Consider the following 19,880-nt stretch of genomic DNA (forward strand, 5'->3'; position numbering starts at 1 on the left):
CGCCACTAGATGTCGTCTAGATGTCGTCGAGGCCCCCGTGCCCGAGCCGTGAGCACAGGGAGTTGATCTCGTGCCACAGGTCCGGCACGTCCAAGGAGTCGTGCCCGTGGCTCGCGTCCACACTGACGCACCCGCGAAAGCCGCCGGTCGCCCCGCGCACGGGGCTGGCGAAGACCGCACCCCGGTGCCGTACGCGCTGGAACTCCGTCCAGCTGAGCCCCATCACGGCCGCCGCTCCGTGCGAGGCCCGATACGCCTCGAACGCCTCGCGGTCGGTCAGGCTCGCTGCCAGTTTCCCGACGTCGACCGACACCTCCGTGTTGCGCTCCCAGCACAGGCCGACCACGCCCACGCCTCGGGGCGGCGCGAAGGTCCGGGTGGTCGGGGTGCTGCCGAGCCGGTAGGTGGCGACGCGCTGGAGGTATCCGTGCAGGGGATGGCGGAGTGATCTGCGGATGCGCCAGACGTGCAGTCCCAGGTCCTGTAACTCGACCGGCGGCCGCGCGCGGATGGCGAGCCCCACCATTCTCCCGTAATGCGTGAGGATCTCCTGGCGAATGGCCGAGCGGCGCTCCACCCTTTTCCGCTCGGACAGCGCCTGGAACGGGGTGAAGGCTCCGAATACCCCGATGACGCAGATCAGGGTCACTATGAGGTAGGGGCGGCCGCTCGATATGCCGGTCCAGAACTTCCGGTCGGGGACATCGTACTGACGGGCCACCATGGAGACGCTGGCGGCGAGCAGGATCAGGCGATCCAGGAGTTTGGCCGTCAAGGACCTCATTTCTGTAGTGTAGGGGCGCGGCCCGGTGCCGGAACCGATCGGTACCGCACTTCTTCGCCGCTCCTGCGCTAGTCCTCCACGGGGTCGGTGACGAGCAGACTGATATCGGACTTCTGATGCTTCCAGGCGACCCCGGGAAGCGGGCGCACGGCACCAAGGCCGTTTACGGACTCCGCTCTTCCGGTATTCGTCGCCTCGCCGACGACAAAGAAGTCCAGTCCGGCGAGATCGAACTCGGCCCGGCATTTCTCGAGGTCGCCCGCGTCGATGGTGAAGGCGAGCTGGAAGTCGGAGGACGCGCTCATCGCCAGCGCCAGCGGCTCGGCGCCCATCAGATCGGCGACCATGGCGACGGCCGGGTCGACCGGCACGTCGTCCTCGTACACGCGAAACCCCACCCCGCTCGCCTGCATGATCTGCTCGACGGTCGCCTTGAGACCGTCCGAAGTGTCCTGGCAGGCCGTGGCGTACGACTTCGTACCGAGGACCCTTCCCTCGGCGACGCGCGCCCGGGGGCGTTTCCAGCCGTCCAGGAGCCGTCGCTCGACCTCTTCGGGAAGGGCCTTGGCGAAGGTGTCCCGCCGGGGGAAGTAGGCGACGGCCGCGCCCAGCAGCCCGCAAGGGCCCGTCACGCAGAGCAGGTCGCCCGGGCGGGCGCCGCTGCGCATCAGCGCGCTGCCCGGTTTGCAGACGCCGAACGCGGTGGCCGAGAGGATGATCCGTTCGGCGTTCCCGATGTCCCCGCCGACGTTCAGCGTCCCGCAGTCCGTGCAGCCCTGGTGGATGCCCGCCATCACTTCGCGGAACTCCGCGTCGTCCACCTCGTGGGGATAGCGGACCACGCTCAGCAGACCGATCGGGGTGGCGCCCATGGCGGCGATGTCGCTGATGTTGGCGACGGCCAGGTAGTAGCCGATGTCGAACCCCGAGAGCAGCCCCAGCTCGTACAGGACGAACTTGGGCCCGCGGACGTAGTCGGAGCCGACCACCAGACTCATCGGGGAGCTCAGGTCGTAGACGGCGCAGTCGTCCCGCGCGTCCGCCCCCGCCGTCAGCCGGACCTCGAGGCCGTCGCCGCCCAGGCTCGTCCCCGACTGATCGGTGAGGAACTCGCTGACGAGCTGCCGCACCCGGGTCGGTTCGTCGGAGTAGGCCGGCTGGTGAGGGTGCACGGTGTCCTGTTCTTCCCGGGGGCTCATGCGGCGTACCGCCGCAGCCCGCGCAGCGCGGCCGTGAGGACGACCGGGGCGGGGCTGTAGGTCGAGTCGATCTCCAGGGCGTTCGGCATGGCCCGGATGGCGTCCCGGTTCTCCAGGTCGCGCGCGGTCGCCGGGCCGACGGCGAGGGAGCGGTCCCCGAAATCGCGGTACTGGGCCCGACGGCGCTCTCTGCGAATGGCCTGGTCCGCTGTCAGATAGATGTGCAGCGAGGCTCGGGGGAGCAGGGTGACGGCGACATCGCGTCCGACCGCGACGATGTTCTCGTATTTCTCCACGATCCTCTGGTGCAGCAGCAGGATTTCCCGGCGGCAGGCCTGGTCCTGGGAAATCGACTTCAGATTTCCGTCCAGTGAGGAATGCCAGATCTTCTGGGTGATGTCCTCTCCTTTGAAGAGGACCGAATGGGGCTGGCGGATTCCGCCGCCCCGCCGCCGGTGATGGATCTCGGGCTGGTGGACGAGAAGGGATCCCAGCTCTGTCCGCAGCTTTTCGACGGGTTCGTGCTCCAGGGCATAGGCCAGACTCCGAAAGGTGACACCGGTGTCGAGGAAGGCGAGGCCCAGTTCTTCCGCGAGGCCGGTGGCGAGCGTGGTCTTGCCGCTGGCGGTCGGGCCGTCGATGGAGAGGGTGACACCGGACATACGGTTCCTCCGGGCTGCGGTCAGGTCGGCTGCGGGTCCGTGCCGACGCGCCAGGCCGAGGTGAGCGCGACCGTCTCACGGAAGAGGTCCTTGCGGGTGACCAGGGCGTAGTCCCACAGCGGGTCCGCGATGCCGACGATCTTCGCGACGATCGAGCGGAGGTACTGGCGGGGCATGGGGCGCCGTGGCCGGTAGACGCTCATCCCGTCTTCGTGCAGGCACATGAAGTAGGGGGCGTCGTCGAAGCGGGTCAGGTGGTCCAGGCCGGCGAGGGGGGTGGGGGTGAGCCCGTCGGCGAGGATGAGCTCGTTCACGCGTCGGCCGTCGACCGGCAGGATGTGCCAGTGCGCGTGGGATATACAGGCGCTCGACTCCATGCCGGGGCAGGATCCGTGTTCGAGCACGGTGTACCTGCCGAAGGTCTCCCGGTACGCCGGTTCGACCTTGCCCAGGAACCCGCGGAGTTCCTCCTCCAGATCGTCGATCAGCTGCGCGAAGCTGAAATAGTGATCAACGGGGAGCAGGAGAAGATGGCCCAGTGTCATGGGGGACAGATCGGCCAGTAGACGGAAGTTTTCCGTCCTATGGATGAGCCGGCTCGGTGGCTCGCCTTCGTACACCATCGAAAACGTCGTGTCCCGGGCTCCGGCAAGTTCTTGGCAGAGGTCGGATCCGGCGCACTCGTTCCCGCGCGGCATGTTCCACTCCTCGACTTGTGGAGCAGGTGAGTCCTCGGATGAACGCCGGAAAGACGGCGATAACGTACTGTAGTCGTCCGTAACGTGCAAGCGGAGTAGGGTAATTGGCCAAACTCGCGCTTTCGTTCGGGAAAGCGGAATGCGTTCCTTCATGGCAAAAGGCGGCGGCGAGGACCGCTGGGGTCCTCGCCGCCGCCTCGCGAAGCCTCGCGGCCGTCAGCACTCGATGATGTTGACCGCCAGGCCGCCCCGCGCGGTCTCCTTGTACTTCACGGACATGTCGGCGCCCGTCTCCTTCATGGTCTTGATGACCTTGTCCAGGGAGACCTTGTGGCTGCCGTCGCCGCGCATCGCCATCTTCGCGGCCGTGACGGCCTTGACCGCCGCCATGCCGTTGCGCTCGATGCACGGGATCTGGACCAGACCGCCGACCGGATCGCAGGTCAGGCCCAGGTTGTGCTCCATGCCGATCTCCGCGGCGTTCTCCACCTGCTCGGGGGTGCCGCCGAGGACCTCGGCCAGCGCGCCCGCGGCCATCGAGCAGGCCGAGCCGACCTCGCCCTGGCAGCCGACCTCGGCGCCGGAGATCGAGGCGTTCTCCTTGAAGAGCATGCCGATGGCGCCCGCGGCCAGCAGGAAGCGGACCACGCCCTCGTCGTCGGCGCCGGGCACGAAGTTCATGTAGTAGTGCAGCACGGCCGGGATGATGCCCGCGGCGCCGTTGGTGGGCGCGGTGACCACCCGGCCGCCCGCCGCGTTCTCCTCGTTCACCGCCATCGCGTACAGCGTCGACCACTCCATCGCGTGCGCGTCCGGGTTGCCCTCGGCGCGCAGCTGGCGGGCGGTGGTGGCGGCGCGGCGGCGGACCTTGAGGCCGCCCGGCAGGATGCCCTCGCGGGACATGCCGCGCGAGACGCACGCCTGCATCACCCGCCAGATCTCCAGCAGACCGGCGCGGATCTCGTCCTCGGTGCGCCAGGCCTTCTCGTTCTCCAGCATCAGCGCGGAGATCGACAGGCCGGTCTCGGACGCCAGCCGCAGCAGCTCGTCGCCGGTGCGGAAGGGGTGCTTCAGGACCGTGTCGTCCGGCACGATCGGGTTCTCGCCCGCCACCGCGTCCTCGTCCACCACGAACCCGCCGCCGACCGAGTAGTACGTCTTCTCCAGGACCAGGGCGCCCTCGCTGTCGTACGCGAAGATCGTCATGCCGTTGGCGTGGTACGGCAGCGCCTTGCGGCGGTGCAGAACCAGGTCCGCGTCGAAGTCGAAGGGGATCTCGTGGGCGCCGAGCAGACTGATCCGCCCGTCCGCCTTGATCCGCTCGACCTGCTCGTCGGCGCTCTCCACGTCGACCGTGCGCGGCGAGTTCCCCTCCAGGCCCAGCAGCACGGCCTTGGGGGTGCCGTGGCCGTGGCCGGTGGCGCCCAGCGAGCCGTACAGCTCGGCCCGTATCGAGGCGGTGTGGGCCAGCAGGCCCTCGTTCTTCAGCCGGCGCGCGAACATGCGCGCGGCGCGCATCGGGCCGACCGTGTGGGAGCTGGACGGGCCGATGCCGATCGAGAACAGGTCGAAGACCGAGATGGCCACGAGAGGACTCCTTGGGAGGTAGACGCCGTTGTCTGCCGGGGCGGTGCAGAACGAGCAGGTGGAACGGGCGGTGCAAGGGCTCGGGGCACCGCGCTCACTGTCCAGTGTGCGTCCAGTGTGCGCGGTGCCCCGAAGGTTCGTACGAACAAAAGGGTACGAAACTACTTCAGGCCGGGGTACAGGGGGTGCTTGGCGGCCAGCGCGGAGACCCGCGCGGCCAGCGCCTCCTTGTCGAAGTCCGGCTTCAGCGTCTCGGCGATGATGTCGGCGACCTCACGGAAGTCGTCCGCGCCGAAACCGCGGGTGGCCAGCGCCGGGGTGCCGATCCGCAGGCCCGAGGTGACCATCGGGGGACGCGGGTCGTTCGGGATCGCGTTGCGGTTGACCGTGATGCCGACCTCGTGGAGGCGGTCCTCGGCCTGCTGGCCGTCCAGCTCGGAGTTGCGCAGGTCCACCAGGACCAGGTGCACGTCCGTGCCGCCGGACAGGACCGAGACACCGTGCGCGGTGACGTCGTCCTGGACCAGGCGCTCGGCCAGGATGCGGGCGCCGTCCAGGGTGCGCTGCTGGCGCTCCTTGAACTCCTCGGAGGCGGCGACCTTGAAGGAGACCGCCTTGGCCGCGATCACGTGCTCCAGCGGGCCGCCCTGGAAGCCCGGGAAGACCGCGGAGTTCAGCTTCTTCGCGAAGTCCTTGTTCCGGGCCAGGATGATGCCGCCGCGCGGGCCGCCGAGGGTCTTGTGCGTGGTGGAGGTGACCACGTCCGCGAACGGCACCGGGTTCGGGTGCAGCCCGGCCGCGACGAGCCCGGCGAAGTGCGCCATGTCGACCCACAGCAGGGCCTCGACCTCGTCCGCGATCCGGCGGAACTCGGCGAAGTCCAGCTGGCGCGGGTACGCCGACCAGCCCGCGATGATCACCTTGGGGCGGTGCTCCTTGGCGAGGCGCTCGACCTCGGCCATGTCGACCAGACCGGCCTCGTCCACGTGGTACGGGACCACGTTGAACTGCTTGCCGGAGAAGTTCAGGCGCATGCCGTGGGTGAGGTGGCCGCCGTGCGCCAGGTCCAGGCCGAGGATCGTGTCGCCGGGCTGGGCGATCGCGAACAGCGCGGCCTGGTTGGCGGAGGCGCCGGAGTGCGGCTGGACGTTGGCGTACTCCGCGCCGAACAGGTCCTTGACCCGGTCGATCGCGATCTGCTCGGTCACGTCCACGTGCTCGCAGCCGCCGTAGTAGCGGCGTCCCGGGTAGCCCTCGGCGTACTTGTTGGTGAGGACCGTGCCCTGGGCCTCCATGACCGCGACCGGAGCGAAGTTCTCCGAGGCGATCATCTCGAGGGTGGACTGCTGGCGGTGGAGCTCGGCGTCGACGGCGGCGGCGACGTCCGGATCCAGCTCATGGAGGGAGGTGTTCAGAAGCGACATCGGAAGATCAGTCCTTACGCCGTGGTCAGCTGCCTGCGAACGCGGTGTACTCGTCGGCGGAGAGCAGGTCGCCCGGCTCCTCGGCGACGCGCACCTTGAACAGCCAGCCGCCCTCGAACGGGGCGGAGTTCACCAGCGACGGGTCGTCGACGACGTCCTGGTTGGCCTCGACGACCTCGCCGGAGACCGGGGAGTACAGGTCGCTGACCGACTTGGTCGACTCCAGCTCGCCGCAGGTCTCACCCGCGGTGACCGTGTCACCGACCGAGGGCAGGTCGGCGTAGACGACGTCACCGAGCGCGTTGGCCGCGAACTCCGTGATGCCGACCGTCGCGACACCGTCCTCGGTGGCCGACAGCCACTCGTGCTCCTTGCTGTAACGCAGCTGCTGGGGGTTGCTCATGAGCTGAATTCTCCTGTACGAGGGGGAGTGGTGGTGAACGGAAAAGTCATGCGGTGCGTGTGCGAGGGGTCACTTCTGGCGCTTGTAGAACGGCAGCGCCACGACCTCGTACGGCTCATGCGTACCGCGAATGTCCACGCCGACGCCGGAGGTGCCCGGTGCGGCGTGCTCGGCGTCCACGTACGCCATCGCGATCGGCTTGCCCAGGGTCGGGGACGGGGCGCCCGAGGTGACCTCGCCGACGACCTGGCCGTCCGCCACCACGGAGAACCCGGCGCGCGGCACCCGGCGGCCCTCGGCCACCAGGCCGACCAGCTTGCGCGGCGCCTTGGCGGCGGCCCGCTCGGCGGCGGCCTCCAGGGCCGCGCGCCCCACGAAGTCGCCCTCCTTCTCGAACTTCACGACCCGGCCGAGCCCCGCGTCGAACGGGGTCAGCGAGGTGGTCAGCTCGTGCCCGTACAGCGGCATGCCCGCCTCCAGGCGCAGGGTGTCGCGGCAGGACAGACCGCACGGCACCAGGCCCGCGTCCCGGCCCGCCTCGGTGAGCGCCTGCCACAGCTTCTCGGCGTCGGCCGGGGCCACGAAGAGCTCGAAGCCGTCCTCGCCGGTGTAGCCCGTACGGGCGATCAGCGCCGGGACGCCGGCCACCGTGCCGGGCAGGCCCGCGTAGTACTTCAGGCCGTCCAGGTCGGCGTCGGTGAGCGACTGGAGGATGCCGGGGGACTCCGGGCCCTGGACGGCGAGCAGTGCGTACGCGTCGCGGTCGTCGCGGACCTCGGCGTCGAAGGCGGCCGCACGCTCGGTGATCGCGTCCAGGACGACTTGGGCGTTCCCGGCGTTGGCGACGACCATGTACTCGCTCTCGCCGAGGCGGTAGACGATCAGGTCGTCGACGATGCCGCCGTCCTCCTGGCAGATCATCGTGTAGCGGGCGCGGCCCACGCCGATGGTGCTCATGTTGCCGACCAGCGCGTAGTCGAGCGCCTTGACGGCGTCCGGGCCGGTGACGGTGATCTCGCCCATGTGGGAGAGGTCGAAGAGGCCGGCCCGGGTGCGCACGGCGTTGTGCTCGTCGCGCTCGCTGCCGTAGCGCAGCGGCATGTCCCAGCCGGCGAAGTCGGTCATGGTCGCGCCCAGCGAACGGTGGAGTGCGTCGAGGGCGGTGAGACGGGGGTTGCTCATGAGGGTGTGGCTCCCAAGGGCATGACGGCGAGGACGATCCTCCCCATCTGTCATCGGAACCTGAGAGGTTCGCCGGGAGACCCGGCTTGCACCTTGGGTGGGGCCGCGCCGTCCGGGAACGCGCGACCCGCTTTTCAGATCTGCCTCATCCACGCGGTACGGGGCCTGAGAGATTCAAGGGAGGGACTTGCTCCTTCGGCGCCCCGGGATCCACCCGGCCCGCTGGGGCCTTGGGGGAACTGCCGGGGACTCTCCCGCGTGGATTCAAGCGGCCGGTATGCAGTTTGGCGCGCACATCATTGCACGCCGCCCACGGGGACCACATCACCCGAGTCTCATTACCATCCTTTTACGCGCATGGGGAAAGGGTCGTACGACCCGGCAGGGGGAGCACGATGACGGTTCACACAACGGCCGAGGCACAGCCGGACGCGCCGGTTCCGGTGGTCCGGGACCTGCGCGGCCGGGGCGGCCGCTCACCGCGCACGCTCCGGTTCGCCGAGGGGGACGTGGTGGTGGTCTCCGGCCTGCCCGGCAGCGGCAAGACGACCCTGCTGCGGCGGGCCGTCACCGGCGTCGGGATCGACTCGCAGGACACCCGCAAGGCCTGGGAGGCCCGGATGGGCGCGGTGCCGTACGCGCTGTACCGCCCGGTCGTCCGGGTCGCCCACTTCCTGCGGATGCACCGGGCGCTGCGCTCGGGCGGCGGCCTGGCCGTCCACGACTGCGGCACCCACGCCTGGGTGCGCTGGTCACTGGCGCGGGGGGCGGCGCGTGGCGGCCGCTCACTGCATCTGGTGCTGCTCGACGTCTCTCCCCGCACGGCCCTGGAGGGCCAGCTGGCACGCGGCCGCAAGGTCTCCTCGTACGCCTTCGCCCGCCACTGCCGGGCGGTGCCGCGGCTGATAGCGGCGGTGGCGCAGGGCCGCCTGCCCCGGGGGGTGGCGTCGGCGGTCCTGCTGGACAGGGAGGCGGCCCAGGCGGTGGCCCGGATCGCTTTCGAGGAGAGCCCCGGGCGGGGCTAAAGTTTGAGCACGGGGACGACGCGACCCCTGCTTTCCGGGGGCGCGGGGCTGTGCCATTCGGGCACGGCCGGCCGTACCTCCCAGGGGCGCGGGCAACTGCGCGACCAGCCACAATCGGCCCGCAGACGAAGGACGGCAGATGGACCTGCTCCAACCACACGGCGGTGGCGGCTGGCCGGGCAACGAGCTGGAGGAGGCGCTGGCGGCCTCGCTCGGCGTCCCGGGCGCGGGCCCCCGTCTGATAGAGGTCCTGGGACGCAACCCGGTCTGGGTCCCGCTCCCCAACGGCGGCAGCCAGGACAGCCGGGACCTCGATCTGCCCACCATGGAGATCGACGGCGCGCCGTACGTCCCCGTCTACAGCTCCGAGCAGCAATTCCTCCAGTGCGTCGGCGCGCACATGTCCTTCGCGATCGCGCCCGCCGTGGAGTTCGCCCGCGGTCTGCCGCCGCAGCTGGGCATCGCGCTGAACCCGGAGGGCGCGGTCGGCGTACCGCTGCCGCCACCCGCCGTCGCCGAGCTGTGCCGCACCGGCCGCACCGCCCTGGACGGCCCGGCCTCCGGCGCCCGGGTGCGGCTCTTCGAGCCCGACTGGCAGGAGGACCCGGTGGACTTCCTGGCCGCCGCGGCCGCCGAGTTCGAGGCCATCGGCGTGGTGCTCACCGCCCGCCGCGCGCTGGCCTCCATCGAGGGCGACGAGCCGACCCTCTTCATCGGGGTGGAGTTCTCCACCTGGGACGGGGCCGGGCGCAACGCCCCCATGGAGGCGCTGGGCCGGGCGCTGGGCCGGGTCCCGGTCGGCTGGCCGGTGAACCTGGTGCTGCTCGACGTGGCCCAGGACCCGGTGGGCGACTGGATGCGCGAGCGCGTGCGCCCCTTCTACACGCGCGCCACCCTCTAGCGCCGCTCCGTCCTCCCACGCGCGGGCCGTCCGTCAGCACTCCCGCATAAGCTGGTTCCATAATCCGTAGACCCCCCACGGCCGCACGCCTGTGCACCGGCGGCGCGGGGGACCGAAGAGGGGCGGGACCCAGGGTGAGTGCGTCAGGCACCGCGGCGGCCGGGCAGGTCGAGCACATGCTGCGCCAGGTGGCCCCCGGACGCTACGACGCGTACGAGGCGCTGCTGCACGCCCTCGCCGACCCCTCCTCCGGACGGCTGTGGATGCTGCTCTGGCACGGCGGCCCCGGCGCCCCCGACGCGCAGTACGGGAACATGGAGGTCGACGGGGTGGCGTACGCACCCTGTGTGACCTCCGCCCAGGAGCTCGCCGCCAGTGGCTGGAACCGGGCGCACGAGGTGGTCACCGGCCGTGACATCGCCCGCGCCCTCTACCCCGACCGGTACGGGATCTGGCTCAACCCGCACGCCCCCGGCGGCGGGGTCGGCATCCCCTGGCCGGATCTGCGACGGATCGCCACCGGCCTGGACCGAATGCCCGCCGGGCCGCTGCGGATCACCGAGCCGGCCGTGGAGATCCCGCAGTTCTACGCCCTGCTCACCCAGCACGCGCACCGCACCCCGGCTGTCCGGGCGCTGCGCCGCGCCTGGGTGCAGCCCGCGCTCGGCACGCCGTATCTGGCCATCGGCCTCGACCTCTACGACACCGGGCCGCAGTCGGTCGACGCGGTGCGGGCGATGATGCAGCAGTCGGTCGCCGCCGTCCCGGACGGGCTGCCGGTCTCCACGGTCGCGCTCTCCGACGAGTACGACCCGGTCGGGATGTGGCTGCGCGCCAACGGGCGCCCCTTCTACGACCGCGAGGCGCACGCCGCCCCGGCGTCCCCGGCGGGCGGATACGGCTATCCGCCGGCCGCCCCGCGCGCCTACTGACGTCAAGCAATCCGCACAAGCAACGCAGAGGCATACCTCCCACCCATTACGGGCGCCGCACCGGCCCGCGCCCGTCGCCGCTGTCCTGGTTGCCCCGACTGGTCCACCCAATTCCACGCCTCATAAAGGCAGTTGGGTGACATGACCGATCTGGTCGGTTAGTGCACGACTGGTCCGCTCAGACGATCACGACGTCCGCATAACGGAAGCCGTCTGACCGCATCACGTTTAGGCAACCATTCACCGTCAGGTCTGGCGGGTGATCGCGAACGCGTTGAAGACTCCCGGCTAACAAGGGCCGGTTGGCCCGTCGCAGATCACCGCACCACCTGATGGAACAAGCCGCCACAGCGGCTGGTACGGGCCGGCCATCCGCCGGCCGGGAGGGGTCAGAGGCACTGTGACCGCACCGCTCGAGACCACCGGATCGGCTGCCGAGGTGCCGCCGGAGGCAGTACTCACGGGGGCCAAGCAGAGCCAGATCGAGGGCCGTTCACTCGGACAGATCGCCTGGACGCGCTTCAAGCGCGACAAACTCGCGGTCGCCGGTGGCGTCGTCGTCGTCCTGCTCATCCTGCTGGCCGTTCTCTCCAAGCCCATCCAGTGGGCGTTCGGGCTCGACCCGAACGAGTTCCACCAGGACCTGATCGACCCGGCCCTGCTGGCGCCCAAGGGCGCCTGGGGCGGGATGAGTTGGGAGCACCCGCTGGGTGTCGACCCGCAGTACGGGCGCGACATCCTGTCCCGGATCATCGAGGGCTCCTGGGTGTCGCTGCTCGTCGCGGGCGGCGCCACGCTGCTCTCGGTCGTCATCGGCGTGATCATGGGCGTCACCGCAGGCTTCTACGGCGGCTGGGCGGACACCCTGATCAGCCGCGCGATGGACGTCTTCCTGGCGTTCCCGCTGCTGCTCTTCGCCATCTCGATCTCCGCGTCCCTCCAGGACGGGGCGTTCGGAATGTCCGGGCTGCCACTGAGGATCAGCGTGCTGATCTTCGTGATCGGCTTCTTCAGCTGGCCGTACATGGGCCGTATCGTCCGCGCTCAGACGCTCAGCCTGCGCGAACGCGAGTTCGTCGAGGCCGCCAAGAGCCTCGGCGCCCGCGGTCCGTTCATCCTGATCCGGGAGCTGCTGCCGAACCTGGTGGCGCCGATCCTGGTCTACTCGACGCTCCTGATCCCCACGAACATCCTGTTCGAGGCCGGACTCAGCTTCCTCGGCGTCGGTATCTCGCCGCCGCAGGCGTCGTGGGGCGGAATGCTCACCACCGCGACCGACCTCTACGAGGCGGACCCGCAGTACATGATCGTGCCGGGCCTGGCGATCTTCATCACGGTCCTGGCGTTCAACCTGCTGGGCGACGGGCTGCGAGACGCCCTCGACCCGCGAGGCAAGTAAGCACGCGGCACCTGCCACACAACGACACATCTGCCGCAACCATCCATAGAGGGGGCATTCCTCAGGTGAAGACGAGAAAAGCGACCGTTCTGATCGCTACCGCCGTGGCGCTGACGCTGGGGGCCACCGCGTGCAACGACTCCAAGGACGACGACGGCAAGAAGGGCGGCGGCGGTAAGTCCGTCACCGACGCCGGCCTGACCCAGATCGTGAACAAGTCCGACAAGAAGGGTGGCACCGCCACCTACGCGATGTCGGACGTCCCGGACTCGCTGGACCCGGGCAACACGTACTACGGCTGGGTGCAGAACTTCTCCCGCCTGTACGGCCGTACGCTCACCACGTTCAAGCCGGCCGCCGGCAAGGACGGCCTGACGGTGGTCCCGGACCTCGCGGAGTCGCTGGGCAAGGCCAGCCCCGACGCCAAGACCTGGACGTACACCCTGAAGAAGGGGCTGAAGTTCGAGGACGGCACGCCGATCACCTCGAAGGACATCAAGTACGCCGTCGAGCGCTCGAACTTCGCCCCCGAGGCGCTGTCCAACGGCCCGACGTACTTCAAGTCCCACCTGGAGGGTGGCGACAAGTACCAGGGTCCGTACAAGGACAAGGACCCCAAGGGCATCGCGTCCATCGAGACCCCGGACGACACCACCATCGTCTTCAAGCTGAAGGACGCCTTCGCGGACTTCGACTACCTGGCGACCTTCTCGCAGACGGCCCCGGTGCCGCAGGCCAAGGACGGCGGGGCGACGTACGTCCAGCACATCGTCTCCTCGGGCCCGTACAAGTTCCAGTCGTACGAGGAGGGCAAGGGCGCGACCCTCGTCCGCAACCCGCAGTGGGACCCGAAGACCGACCCGAACCGCCCGGCCCTGCCGGACAAGATCAGCATCCGGTTCAAGGTCAACGCGGTCACCGTCGACAACGAGCTGCTCGCGGACAACCTGACGGCCGACGCGGCCGGCACCGGTGTCTCCCCGCAGACCCAGCCGAAGGTCCTGACCAGCCCCAAGTACAAGTCGCAGACCGACGGTTCGTACGCCGGTGCCACCTCGTACATCGGTCTGAACGTCAACGTCGCGCCGTTCGACAACATCCACTGCCGCAAGGCCGTCCAGTGGGGCATCGACAAGGCGTCGATCCAGGCCGCCGCGGGTGGCGCGCCCAAGGGTGACGTCGCCTCGACGCTGCTGCCGCCGACCGTCAACGGCTACGCCAAGTTCAACCTGTACGAGACCCCGGGTGACAAGGGCGACGAGGCCAAGGCCAAGGACGAGCTCAAGCAGTGCAACCAGCCGAACGGCTTCTCCACCAGCCTGACGGCCCGCTCCGACCGCCCGTCCGAGATGGCCATGGCCACCGCGGTCCAGGCGTCGCTGAAGAAGCTCAACATCAACGCCGAGATCAAGTCCTTCCCGGCGGGCAAGTACTTCCAGAACTTCGCGGGCAACCCGCAGTACGTGCACGACCACAAGCTCGGCATGATCATGACCGCGTGGGGCGCCGACTGGCCGACCGGCTTCGGCTTCCTGGACCAGATCATCAACGGCTCGGCCATCAAGCCGTCCGGTGGCAACAACGTCCAGGAGCTGAACGACCCGGCGATCAACAAGGCGCTGAACGACGCCATCGCCAACACGGACAAGACCGCCCGTGAGAAGGCCTGGGGCGACATCGACAAGATGGTCGCCGAGAACGCCTCCGCCGTTCCGCTGATCTACCGCAAGAACCTGCTGTTCCGCCCGGCGTCGGCCACCAACGTCACCGTCACCCAGGCGTACCTCGGTATGTACGACTACCTGCTGATGGGTTCCTCCAAGTAAGTAGCGGTTGAACCCCCGAGTTCTTTTGAAAGGCAGGTGAAGGCACCGGTGCCCGCCGGGTCGGGAGCCCCCCGGCCTGGCGGGCGCCGGTTGCCGGACAGCTGTGGCTGCGTACATCATCCGACGCGTTTTCGGCGCGGTGCTCCTGCTGCTGATCGTCAGCGCGGTCACCTTCGCGATTTACTTCCTGGTGCCCCGGCTCGCCGGCCAGACGATGGACCAGCTGGCCGCCCAGTACGTGGGCAAGGACGCCAATGCCAGTGCGATCGCCGCGGTGAAGAAGAACCTCGGGTTCGATCAACCGCTCTATGAGCAGTACTGGCACTTCCTCAAGCAGATCTTCGTCGGCGCGACCTACAAGTTCGGTCCCGACGCCACGGTCTGCCACGCCCCCTGCTTCGGCTACTCGTTCAAGAACCACGTCGAGGTCTGGCCGCAGCTGACCGACCGCATCCCGGTCACCTTCTCGCTCGCCATCGGCGCGGCCGTCATCTGGCTGATCTCCGGTGTCGCGGTGGGTGTGGTCTCCGCCCTCAAGCGGGGTTCCTTCCTGGACCGCTTCTTCATGGGCGTCGCCCTCGCCGGCGTCTCCCTCCCGATCTTCTTCACCGGCATGCTGTTCCTCGGGCTGTTCACGGTCCAGTGGCCCGTGTGGTCCGGCGTCAACTACGTGGCGTTCACGGACAACCCGGCCGACTGGGCCTGGAACCTGCTGATCCCCTGGTGCAGCCTCGCCTTCCTCTACTCCGCGCTCTACGCCCGGCTCACCCGGGCCGGAATGCTGGAGACGATGGGTGAGGACTACATCCGCACCGCCCGCGCCAAGGGCCTGCGGGAGCGGACCGTCATCGGCAAGCACGGCCTGCGCGCCGCGCTCACCCCGATCGTCACCATCTTCGGCATGGACTTCGGTCTGCTCGTCGGCGGCGCGGTCATCACCGAGCAGGTCTTCTCCTTCCAGGGGCTCGGCTTCTACGCGGTGGACGGCGTCCGCAACAACGACCTCCCGGTCGTCATGGGCGTGACCCTGGTCGCCGCCTTCTTCATCGTTCTCTGCAATCTGCTGGTGGACCTGGTGTACGCCGCGATCGACCCCAGGGTGAGGCTCTCGTGAGCGACCTGAACAAGACCGGCGCGGCCGTCGGCGAGCCGGTGGCCGAGCGCCCCGCGGACGCCGGGGAGGCCTTCCTCTCCGTACGGGACCTGCGCATCCACTTCAACACCGACGACGGCCTGGTCAAGTCCGTCGACGGGGTCAGCTTCGACATCAAGCCGGGCCGGACGCTGGGCATCGTGGGCGAGTCCGGCTCCGGCAAGTCGGTGACCTCGCTCGGGCTGATGGGGCTGCACCGCAGCGCCAACGCCAAGATCTCCGGCGAGGTGTGGCTGGACGGCGAGGAGCTGATCGGCGCCGACCCCGACCACGTACGGCGCCTGCGCGGCCGCAAGATGGCGATGATCTTCCAGGACCCGCTCTCCGCGATGCACCCCTACTACTCGGTGGGCGCGCAGATCGTGGAGGCCTACCGGGTCCACAACGAGGTCTCCAAGAAGGCCGCCAGGACCCGCGCGATCGAGATGCTCGACCGGGTCGGCATCCCCGAGCCCGGCAAGCGCGTGGACTCCTATCCGCATGAGTTCTCCGGCGGTATGCGCCAGCGCGCGATGATCGCGATGGCGCTGGTCAACAACCCCGAGCTGCTCATCGCGGACGAGCCGACCACCGCCCTGGACGTCACCGTCCAGGCGCAGATCCTGGACCTCATCCGGGACCTCCAGAAGGAGTTCGGCTCCGCGGTCATCATGATCACGCACGATCTGGGCGTGGTCGCCGAGATGGCGGACGACCTGCTGGTGATGTACGGCGGCCGCTGCGTCGAGCGTGGCCCCGCCGAGAAGGTCTTCTACGAGCCGCAGCACCCCTACACCTGGGGCCTGCTGGGGTCGATGCCGCGCATCGACCGCGAGGAGACCGACCGGCTGATCCCCGTCAAGGGCTCGCCGCCGTCGCTGATCAACGTGCCGTCCGGCTGCGCCTTCAACCCGCGCTGCCCGTACGCGGACCTGCCCAAGGACAACGTCACGCGCACCGTGCGTCCCGAGCTCAAGCAGTGGGACGACGCCGAAGGGCACTTCTCGGCCTGCCATATGTCGCAGGAGGAGCGGACCCGTATCTGGACCGAAGAGATTGCGCCGAAGCTGTGAGCGAGAGCGAGAAGAAGCCCGCCCCGGGCACCGAGGGCACCGAGAGGGCGATCCCGGAGCAGTCGGCCTCCTCGCCCGAGCCGATCCTCAAGGTGGAGGGGCTCACCAAGCACTTCCCCATCAAGTCGGGTCTTTTCGGCCGGCAGACCGGCGCGGTCAAGGCCGTCGACGGCATCTCCTTCGACGTCCGTGCGGGTGAGACCCTCGGCGTGGTGGGCGAGTCCGGCTGCGGCAAGTCGACGATGGGCCGGCTGGTCACCCGGCTGCTGGAGCCGACCGGCGGCAAGGTCGAGTTCGAGGGCCACGACATCACGCACATGTCGGCCGGGAAGATGCGTCCGCTGCGCCGCGACATGCAGATGATCTTCCAGGACCCGTACGGCTCGCTGAACCCGCGCCACACCATCGGCGGGATCGTCTCCACCCCGTTCCGGCTCCAGGGCGTCACGCCCGAGGGCGGGGTGAAGAAGGAGGTCCAGCGGCTGATGGAGCTGGTGGGCCTCAACCCCGAGCACTACAACCGCTATCCGCACGAGTTCTCCGGCGGCCAGCGCCAGCGCATCGGCATCGCCCGGGCGCTCGCGCTCAACCCGAAGCTGGTCGTGGCGGACGAGCCGGTCTCGGCGCTCGACGTGTCGATCCAGGCCCAGGTGGTCAACCTCCTCGACGACCTCCAGAGCGAGCTGGGCCTCACCTACGTGATCATCGCCCACGACCTGTCGGTCATCCGGCACGTCTCGGACCGGATCGCGGTGATGTACCTCGGCAAGATCGTGGAGATCGCCGACCGCAAGTCGCTCTACTCCTCGCCCATGCACCCGTACACCAAGGCGCTGCTCTCCGCGGTGCCGGTGCCGGACCCCAAGCGCAAGGGCGTCAAGAGCGAGCGGATCCTGCTCAAGGGCGATGTGCCGTCGCCCATCTCGCCGCCGAGCGGCTGCCGCTTCCACACCCGGTGCTGGAAGGCGACGGAGATCTGCAAGACGCAGGAGCCGCCGCTGGCCGCGCTGAAGACCGGCCACCAGGTCGCCTGCCACCACCCGGAGAACGCGCCGGACCAGGCACCGGGCGAGGCGGTGCTGCCGCAGGCACGCCAGTCGGTCGAGCTGGTCTCGGCCGGCGAGCCGGCGGCCGCGGAGGCGGCGGAGACCGAGGCTCCGGACGCCGACGCGTCGGACATCGAGGCACCGGTAGCCGGGGCGCCGGCGGAGGCGGGGACCGGCGCGGAGGCCGAAGCCGCGGCTCAGGCCGAAGCGGCGACCGGGGCCGCGGCCCGCGCCGAGACCGCCGGGGCCGCGGTCGAGGCGGCCGAGGCGGCGCGGACTCCTGAGGCAGCCGGACCGGACTCCCCCGTCCAGGAGTCAACCGACAAGTAACGCATGACGGTTCGGCAAAGTCATGTTCACGCCGAAACGGGAGAGTGCAGAGTCTGCCTGTCCGTACGCACGGAAACGCGTTCGAAGGGCAGACCCATGGCACTCTCCCGTTCGGCACGTCGTACCTCCCGGCTGCTCGCCCTCGCCACCGCGGCGGCCTCGGCCTTCACCATCGCCGCCGCACCCGGTGGCGGCTCGCCCGGCGCGGCCGGGATCGGCGACCCCTACTTCCCCGACCTCGGCAACGGCGGCTTCGACGCCCTCCACTACGACCTCGGTGTCTCCTACCACCCGGACTCGGGGCGGCTCGACGGGCGTACGACCATCACCGCCCGCGCCACCCAGACCCTCACCCGCTTCGACCTCGACCTCCAGAAGCTCACCGTCGACGCGATACGGGTGAACGGCAGACCGGCCGACTTCACCCGCGACGGCGACGAGATCGTGGTGACGCCTCGTCATAAGTTGCGCAAGGGCCAGGAGTTCGAAGTGTCCGTCGTCTACGGCGGCGTGCCCGTGGCCCTCAACGGCCCCATCGTCTTCGGCTCCGACTACGGCTGGATGAAGACCAAGGACGGCGTCTTCGTGGCCTGTGAGCCCAACGCCGCCTCCACCTGGTTCCCCTCCAGCGACCACCCCGCGGACAAGGCCACCTACGACATCCGCATCGACGCCCCCAAGGGCCTGACCGGCGTCTCCAACGGCCGCCTCCTGTCCTCCTACGACCGGGGGGAGCGCTCGTACTTCCACTGGCGCGAGAACCGGCCGATGGCGACCTATCTGGCCACCGCGACCATCGGCAAGTTCGATGTGAGGACCGGGAAGACCCCGGCCGGGACGCCGATCTACGTGGCCGTCGACCCGGTGCTCAAGGGGCAGAACCAGGTCGACGTCTACGCGGTCACCGCCGAGGCGACCGACTACTGGTCCCAGGTCTTCGGCCCGTACCCGTTCGAGGAGACGGGCGCCATCGTCGACGACATGCCGCAGGCGGGCTTCTCGCTCGAAGTGCAGTCCAAGCCCGCGTACTCGGCGGTCCGCAACGAGACCACCATCGTCCACGAGCTCGCCCACCAGTGGTTCGGGGACTCGGTCTCGGTGGCGCAGTGGAAGGACATCTGGCTCAACGAGGGCTTCGCCAGCTACGCGCAGTGGCTGTGGGAGGAGCACAAGGGGCGGGGGACCGCACACGACCTGGCCCGCGCCTTCTACAACCGGGTGCCCGCCACGGACGCGTTCTGGCAGCGCGAGGTCGCCGACCCCCAGCGCGACACGATGTTCGACGGGGCCGTCTACCGGCGCGGGGCGCTGACCCTCCAGGCGCTGCGCGAGCGCATCGGCGACGGCGCGTTCTTCAAGCTGCTCCCCACCTGGACCCGGCTCCACCGGTACGGCAACGCCGACACCGCCGACTTCATCAGGCTCGCCGAGCGGATCTCGGGGCAGCGGCTCGACGACCTCTTCCAGAAGTGGATCTTCACCACGGGCAAGCCGGCCTGGTAGGAGCGGGTCCGGCAGGGAGCGGGAGCGCCCGGCATGTTCGAGGCCTGAACACGCGTCGGGGTAAAAATGTCGGGTGCTCCACGAACTGTTCACCCCCTCCGTCCAGCATTCGCTGGACCTCGTCGGGATCTTCGTCTTCGCGATCTCCGGCGCGCTGCTCGCCGTACGCAAGAACTTCGACGTGTTCGGCATCGCGGTCCTGGCCGAGGTCACCGCGCTGGGCGGAGGGCTGTTCCGGGATCTGATCATCGGCGCGGTGCCGCCCGCCGCGTTCAGCGATCTCGGCTACTTCATCACCCCGCTGCTCGCCGCCGTGCTGGTCTTCTTCCTCCACCCCGAGGTCGAGCGCACCCAGCGGGCGGTCAACGTCTTCGACGCGGCGGGGCTCGGCCTCTTCTGCGTCACCGGCACGACGAAGGCGTACGACTACGGGCTCGGCCTCACCTCCTCCGCCGCCCTGGGCCTGGCCACGGCGGTCGGCGGCGGAGTCCTGCGCGACGTGCTGGCCAACGAGGTCCCGTCGCTGCTGCGCTGGGACCGCGACCTGTACGCGGTCCCGGCCATCGTCGGCGCCACGATCGTGGCGCTGTGCATCCGCTTCGACATCCTGAACGCCGCGACCAGCGGATTCGCCGTGGTGGCCGCGTTCCTGCTGCGCCTGGCGGCGATGCACTACCACTGGCGCGCGCCGAGGGCGTGGAACCGCAGGAGCGCGGCGGCGGAGGAGTAGTCCGGGGCGGAGTGAGTCGTCCCGGGAAAAAAAGCTACCGCTCA

18 protein-coding genes and 1 riboswitch are annotated in these 19,880 nt (G+C 69.4%); of the genes, 10 read left to right on the forward strand and 8 right to left on the reverse strand.

Going from position 1 to position 19,880, the window contains the following annotated elements; genetic code table 11:
• Window positions 1–16 precede the first annotated feature (16 nt).
• The 8 genes from ABD236_RS03635 to gcvT form a co-directional block, all read right to left on the reverse strand.
• Window positions 17–784 (reverse strand): hypothetical protein, encoded by a 768-nt coding sequence (locus ABD236_RS03635; protein ID WP_344069997.1) that lies wholly within the window; start codon window positions 782–784, stop codon window positions 17–19.
• Between the two features lie 68 nt (window positions 785–852).
• Window positions 853–1,983 (reverse strand): thiamine-phosphate kinase, encoded by a 1,131-nt coding sequence (thiL, locus tag ABD236_RS03640; RefSeq protein WP_344069999.1) that lies wholly within the window; start codon window positions 1,981–1,983, stop codon window positions 853–855.
• On the reverse strand, window positions 1,980–2,645 hold the full coding sequence (locus ABD236_RS03645; protein ID WP_344070001.1) for a (d)CMP kinase: 666 nt from the start codon (window positions 2,643–2,645) through the stop codon (window positions 1,980–1,982). The genes thiL and ABD236_RS03645 overlap by 4 nt, the downstream gene beginning before the upstream one ends.
• A 20-nt stretch (window positions 2,646–2,665) precedes the next feature.
• Window positions 2,666–3,496, reverse strand: a complete 831-nt coding sequence (locus ABD236_RS03650) for an HIT family protein (protein WP_344070003.1) — start codon at window positions 3,494–3,496, stop codon at window positions 2,666–2,668.
• A 63-nt stretch (window positions 3,497–3,559) separates the two neighbouring features.
• Window positions 3,560–4,930 (reverse strand): L-serine ammonia-lyase, encoded by a 1,371-nt coding sequence (locus tag ABD236_RS03655; RefSeq protein WP_344070005.1) that lies wholly within the window; start codon window positions 4,928–4,930, stop codon window positions 3,560–3,562.
• Window positions 4,931–5,091: 161 nt separating this feature from the next.
• Window positions 5,092–6,354, reverse strand: a complete 1,263-nt coding sequence (gene glyA, locus ABD236_RS03660; protein WP_344070007.1) for a serine hydroxymethyltransferase — start codon at window positions 6,352–6,354, stop codon at window positions 5,092–5,094.
• 25 nt (window positions 6,355–6,379) lie between these two features.
• On the reverse strand, window positions 6,380–6,757 hold the full coding sequence (gcvH, locus tag ABD236_RS03665; protein ID WP_344070009.1) for a glycine cleavage system protein GcvH: 378 nt from the start codon (window positions 6,755–6,757) through the stop codon (window positions 6,380–6,382).
• A gap of 69 nt (window positions 6,758–6,826) precedes the next feature.
• Window positions 6,827–7,939 (reverse strand): glycine cleavage system aminomethyltransferase GcvT, encoded by a 1,113-nt coding sequence (gcvT, locus tag ABD236_RS03670; RefSeq protein ID WP_344070011.1) that lies wholly within the window; start codon window positions 7,937–7,939, stop codon window positions 6,827–6,829.
• 144 nt (window positions 7,940–8,083) lie between these two features.
• Window positions 8,084–8,206: riboswitch (glycine riboswitch) on the reverse strand.
• Window positions 8,207–8,334: 128 nt separating this feature from the next.
• On the opposite strand from gcvT, the gene ABD236_RS03675 reads away from it, so the two are divergent.
• From ABD236_RS03675 to ABD236_RS03720, 10 genes are all read left to right on the forward strand, one after another.
• The gene (locus tag ABD236_RS03675) at window positions 8,335–8,964 is read left to right on the forward strand and encodes an AAA family ATPase (RefSeq protein WP_344070013.1); all 630 of its coding nucleotides are present in this window, start codon (window positions 8,335–8,337) and stop codon (window positions 8,962–8,964) included.
• 139 nt (window positions 8,965–9,103) lie between these two features.
• Complete coding sequence (locus ABD236_RS03680; RefSeq protein ID WP_344070015.1) at window positions 9,104–9,865, forward strand: enhanced serine sensitivity protein SseB; 762 nt, start codon at window positions 9,104–9,106, stop codon at window positions 9,863–9,865.
• Window positions 9,866–9,999: 134 nt separating this feature from the next.
• Window positions 10,000–10,797, forward strand: a complete 798-nt coding sequence (locus tag ABD236_RS03685) for an enhanced serine sensitivity protein SseB C-terminal domain-containing protein (RefSeq protein WP_344070017.1) — start codon at window positions 10,000–10,002, stop codon at window positions 10,795–10,797.
• Between the two features lie 400 nt (window positions 10,798–11,197).
• On the forward strand, window positions 11,198–12,196 hold the full coding sequence (locus tag ABD236_RS03690; protein ID WP_344070019.1) for an ABC transporter permease: 999 nt from the start codon (window positions 11,198–11,200) through the stop codon (window positions 12,194–12,196).
• Between the two features lie 65 nt (window positions 12,197–12,261).
• The gene (locus ABD236_RS03695) at window positions 12,262–14,022 is read left to right on the forward strand and encodes an ABC transporter substrate-binding protein (RefSeq protein WP_344070021.1); all 1,761 of its coding nucleotides are present in this window, start codon (window positions 12,262–12,264) and stop codon (window positions 14,020–14,022) included.
• 103 nt (window positions 14,023–14,125) lie between these two features.
• Window positions 14,126–15,136 carry an ABC transporter permease gene (locus ABD236_RS03700; RefSeq protein ID WP_344070023.1) on the forward strand — a complete coding sequence of 337 codons (1,011 nt, stop codon included), beginning with the start codon at window positions 14,126–14,128 and terminating at the stop codon, window positions 15,134–15,136.
• Window positions 15,133–16,227, forward strand: a complete 1,095-nt coding sequence (locus ABD236_RS03705; RefSeq protein WP_344070025.1) for an ABC transporter ATP-binding protein — start codon at window positions 15,133–15,135, stop codon at window positions 16,225–16,227. Before ABD236_RS03700 ends, ABD236_RS03705 begins: the two co-directional genes overlap by 4 nt.
• A complete protein-coding gene (locus ABD236_RS03710) occupies window positions 16,224–17,603 on the forward strand; it encodes an ABC transporter ATP-binding protein (RefSeq protein ID WP_425543811.1) in 1,380 nt (459 codons plus the stop codon). The genes ABD236_RS03705 and ABD236_RS03710 overlap by 4 nt, the downstream gene beginning before the upstream one ends.
• Window positions 17,604–17,699: 96 nt before the next feature.
• Complete coding sequence (locus ABD236_RS03715; RefSeq protein WP_344070027.1) at window positions 17,700–19,106, forward strand: M1 family metallopeptidase; 1,407 nt, start codon at window positions 17,700–17,702, stop codon at window positions 19,104–19,106.
• Window positions 19,107–19,179: 73 nt separating this feature from the next.
• A complete protein-coding gene (locus ABD236_RS03720) occupies window positions 19,180–19,836 on the forward strand; it encodes a trimeric intracellular cation channel family protein (protein WP_344070029.1) in 657 nt (218 codons plus the stop codon).
• Window positions 19,837–19,880: the final 44 nt, after the last annotated feature.

Origin of the sequence: Streptomyces crystallinus, assembly GCF_039521265.1 — a bacterium.
Taxonomy (GTDB): Bacteria; Actinomycetota; Actinomycetes; order Streptomycetales; family Streptomycetaceae; genus Streptomyces; species Streptomyces crystallinus.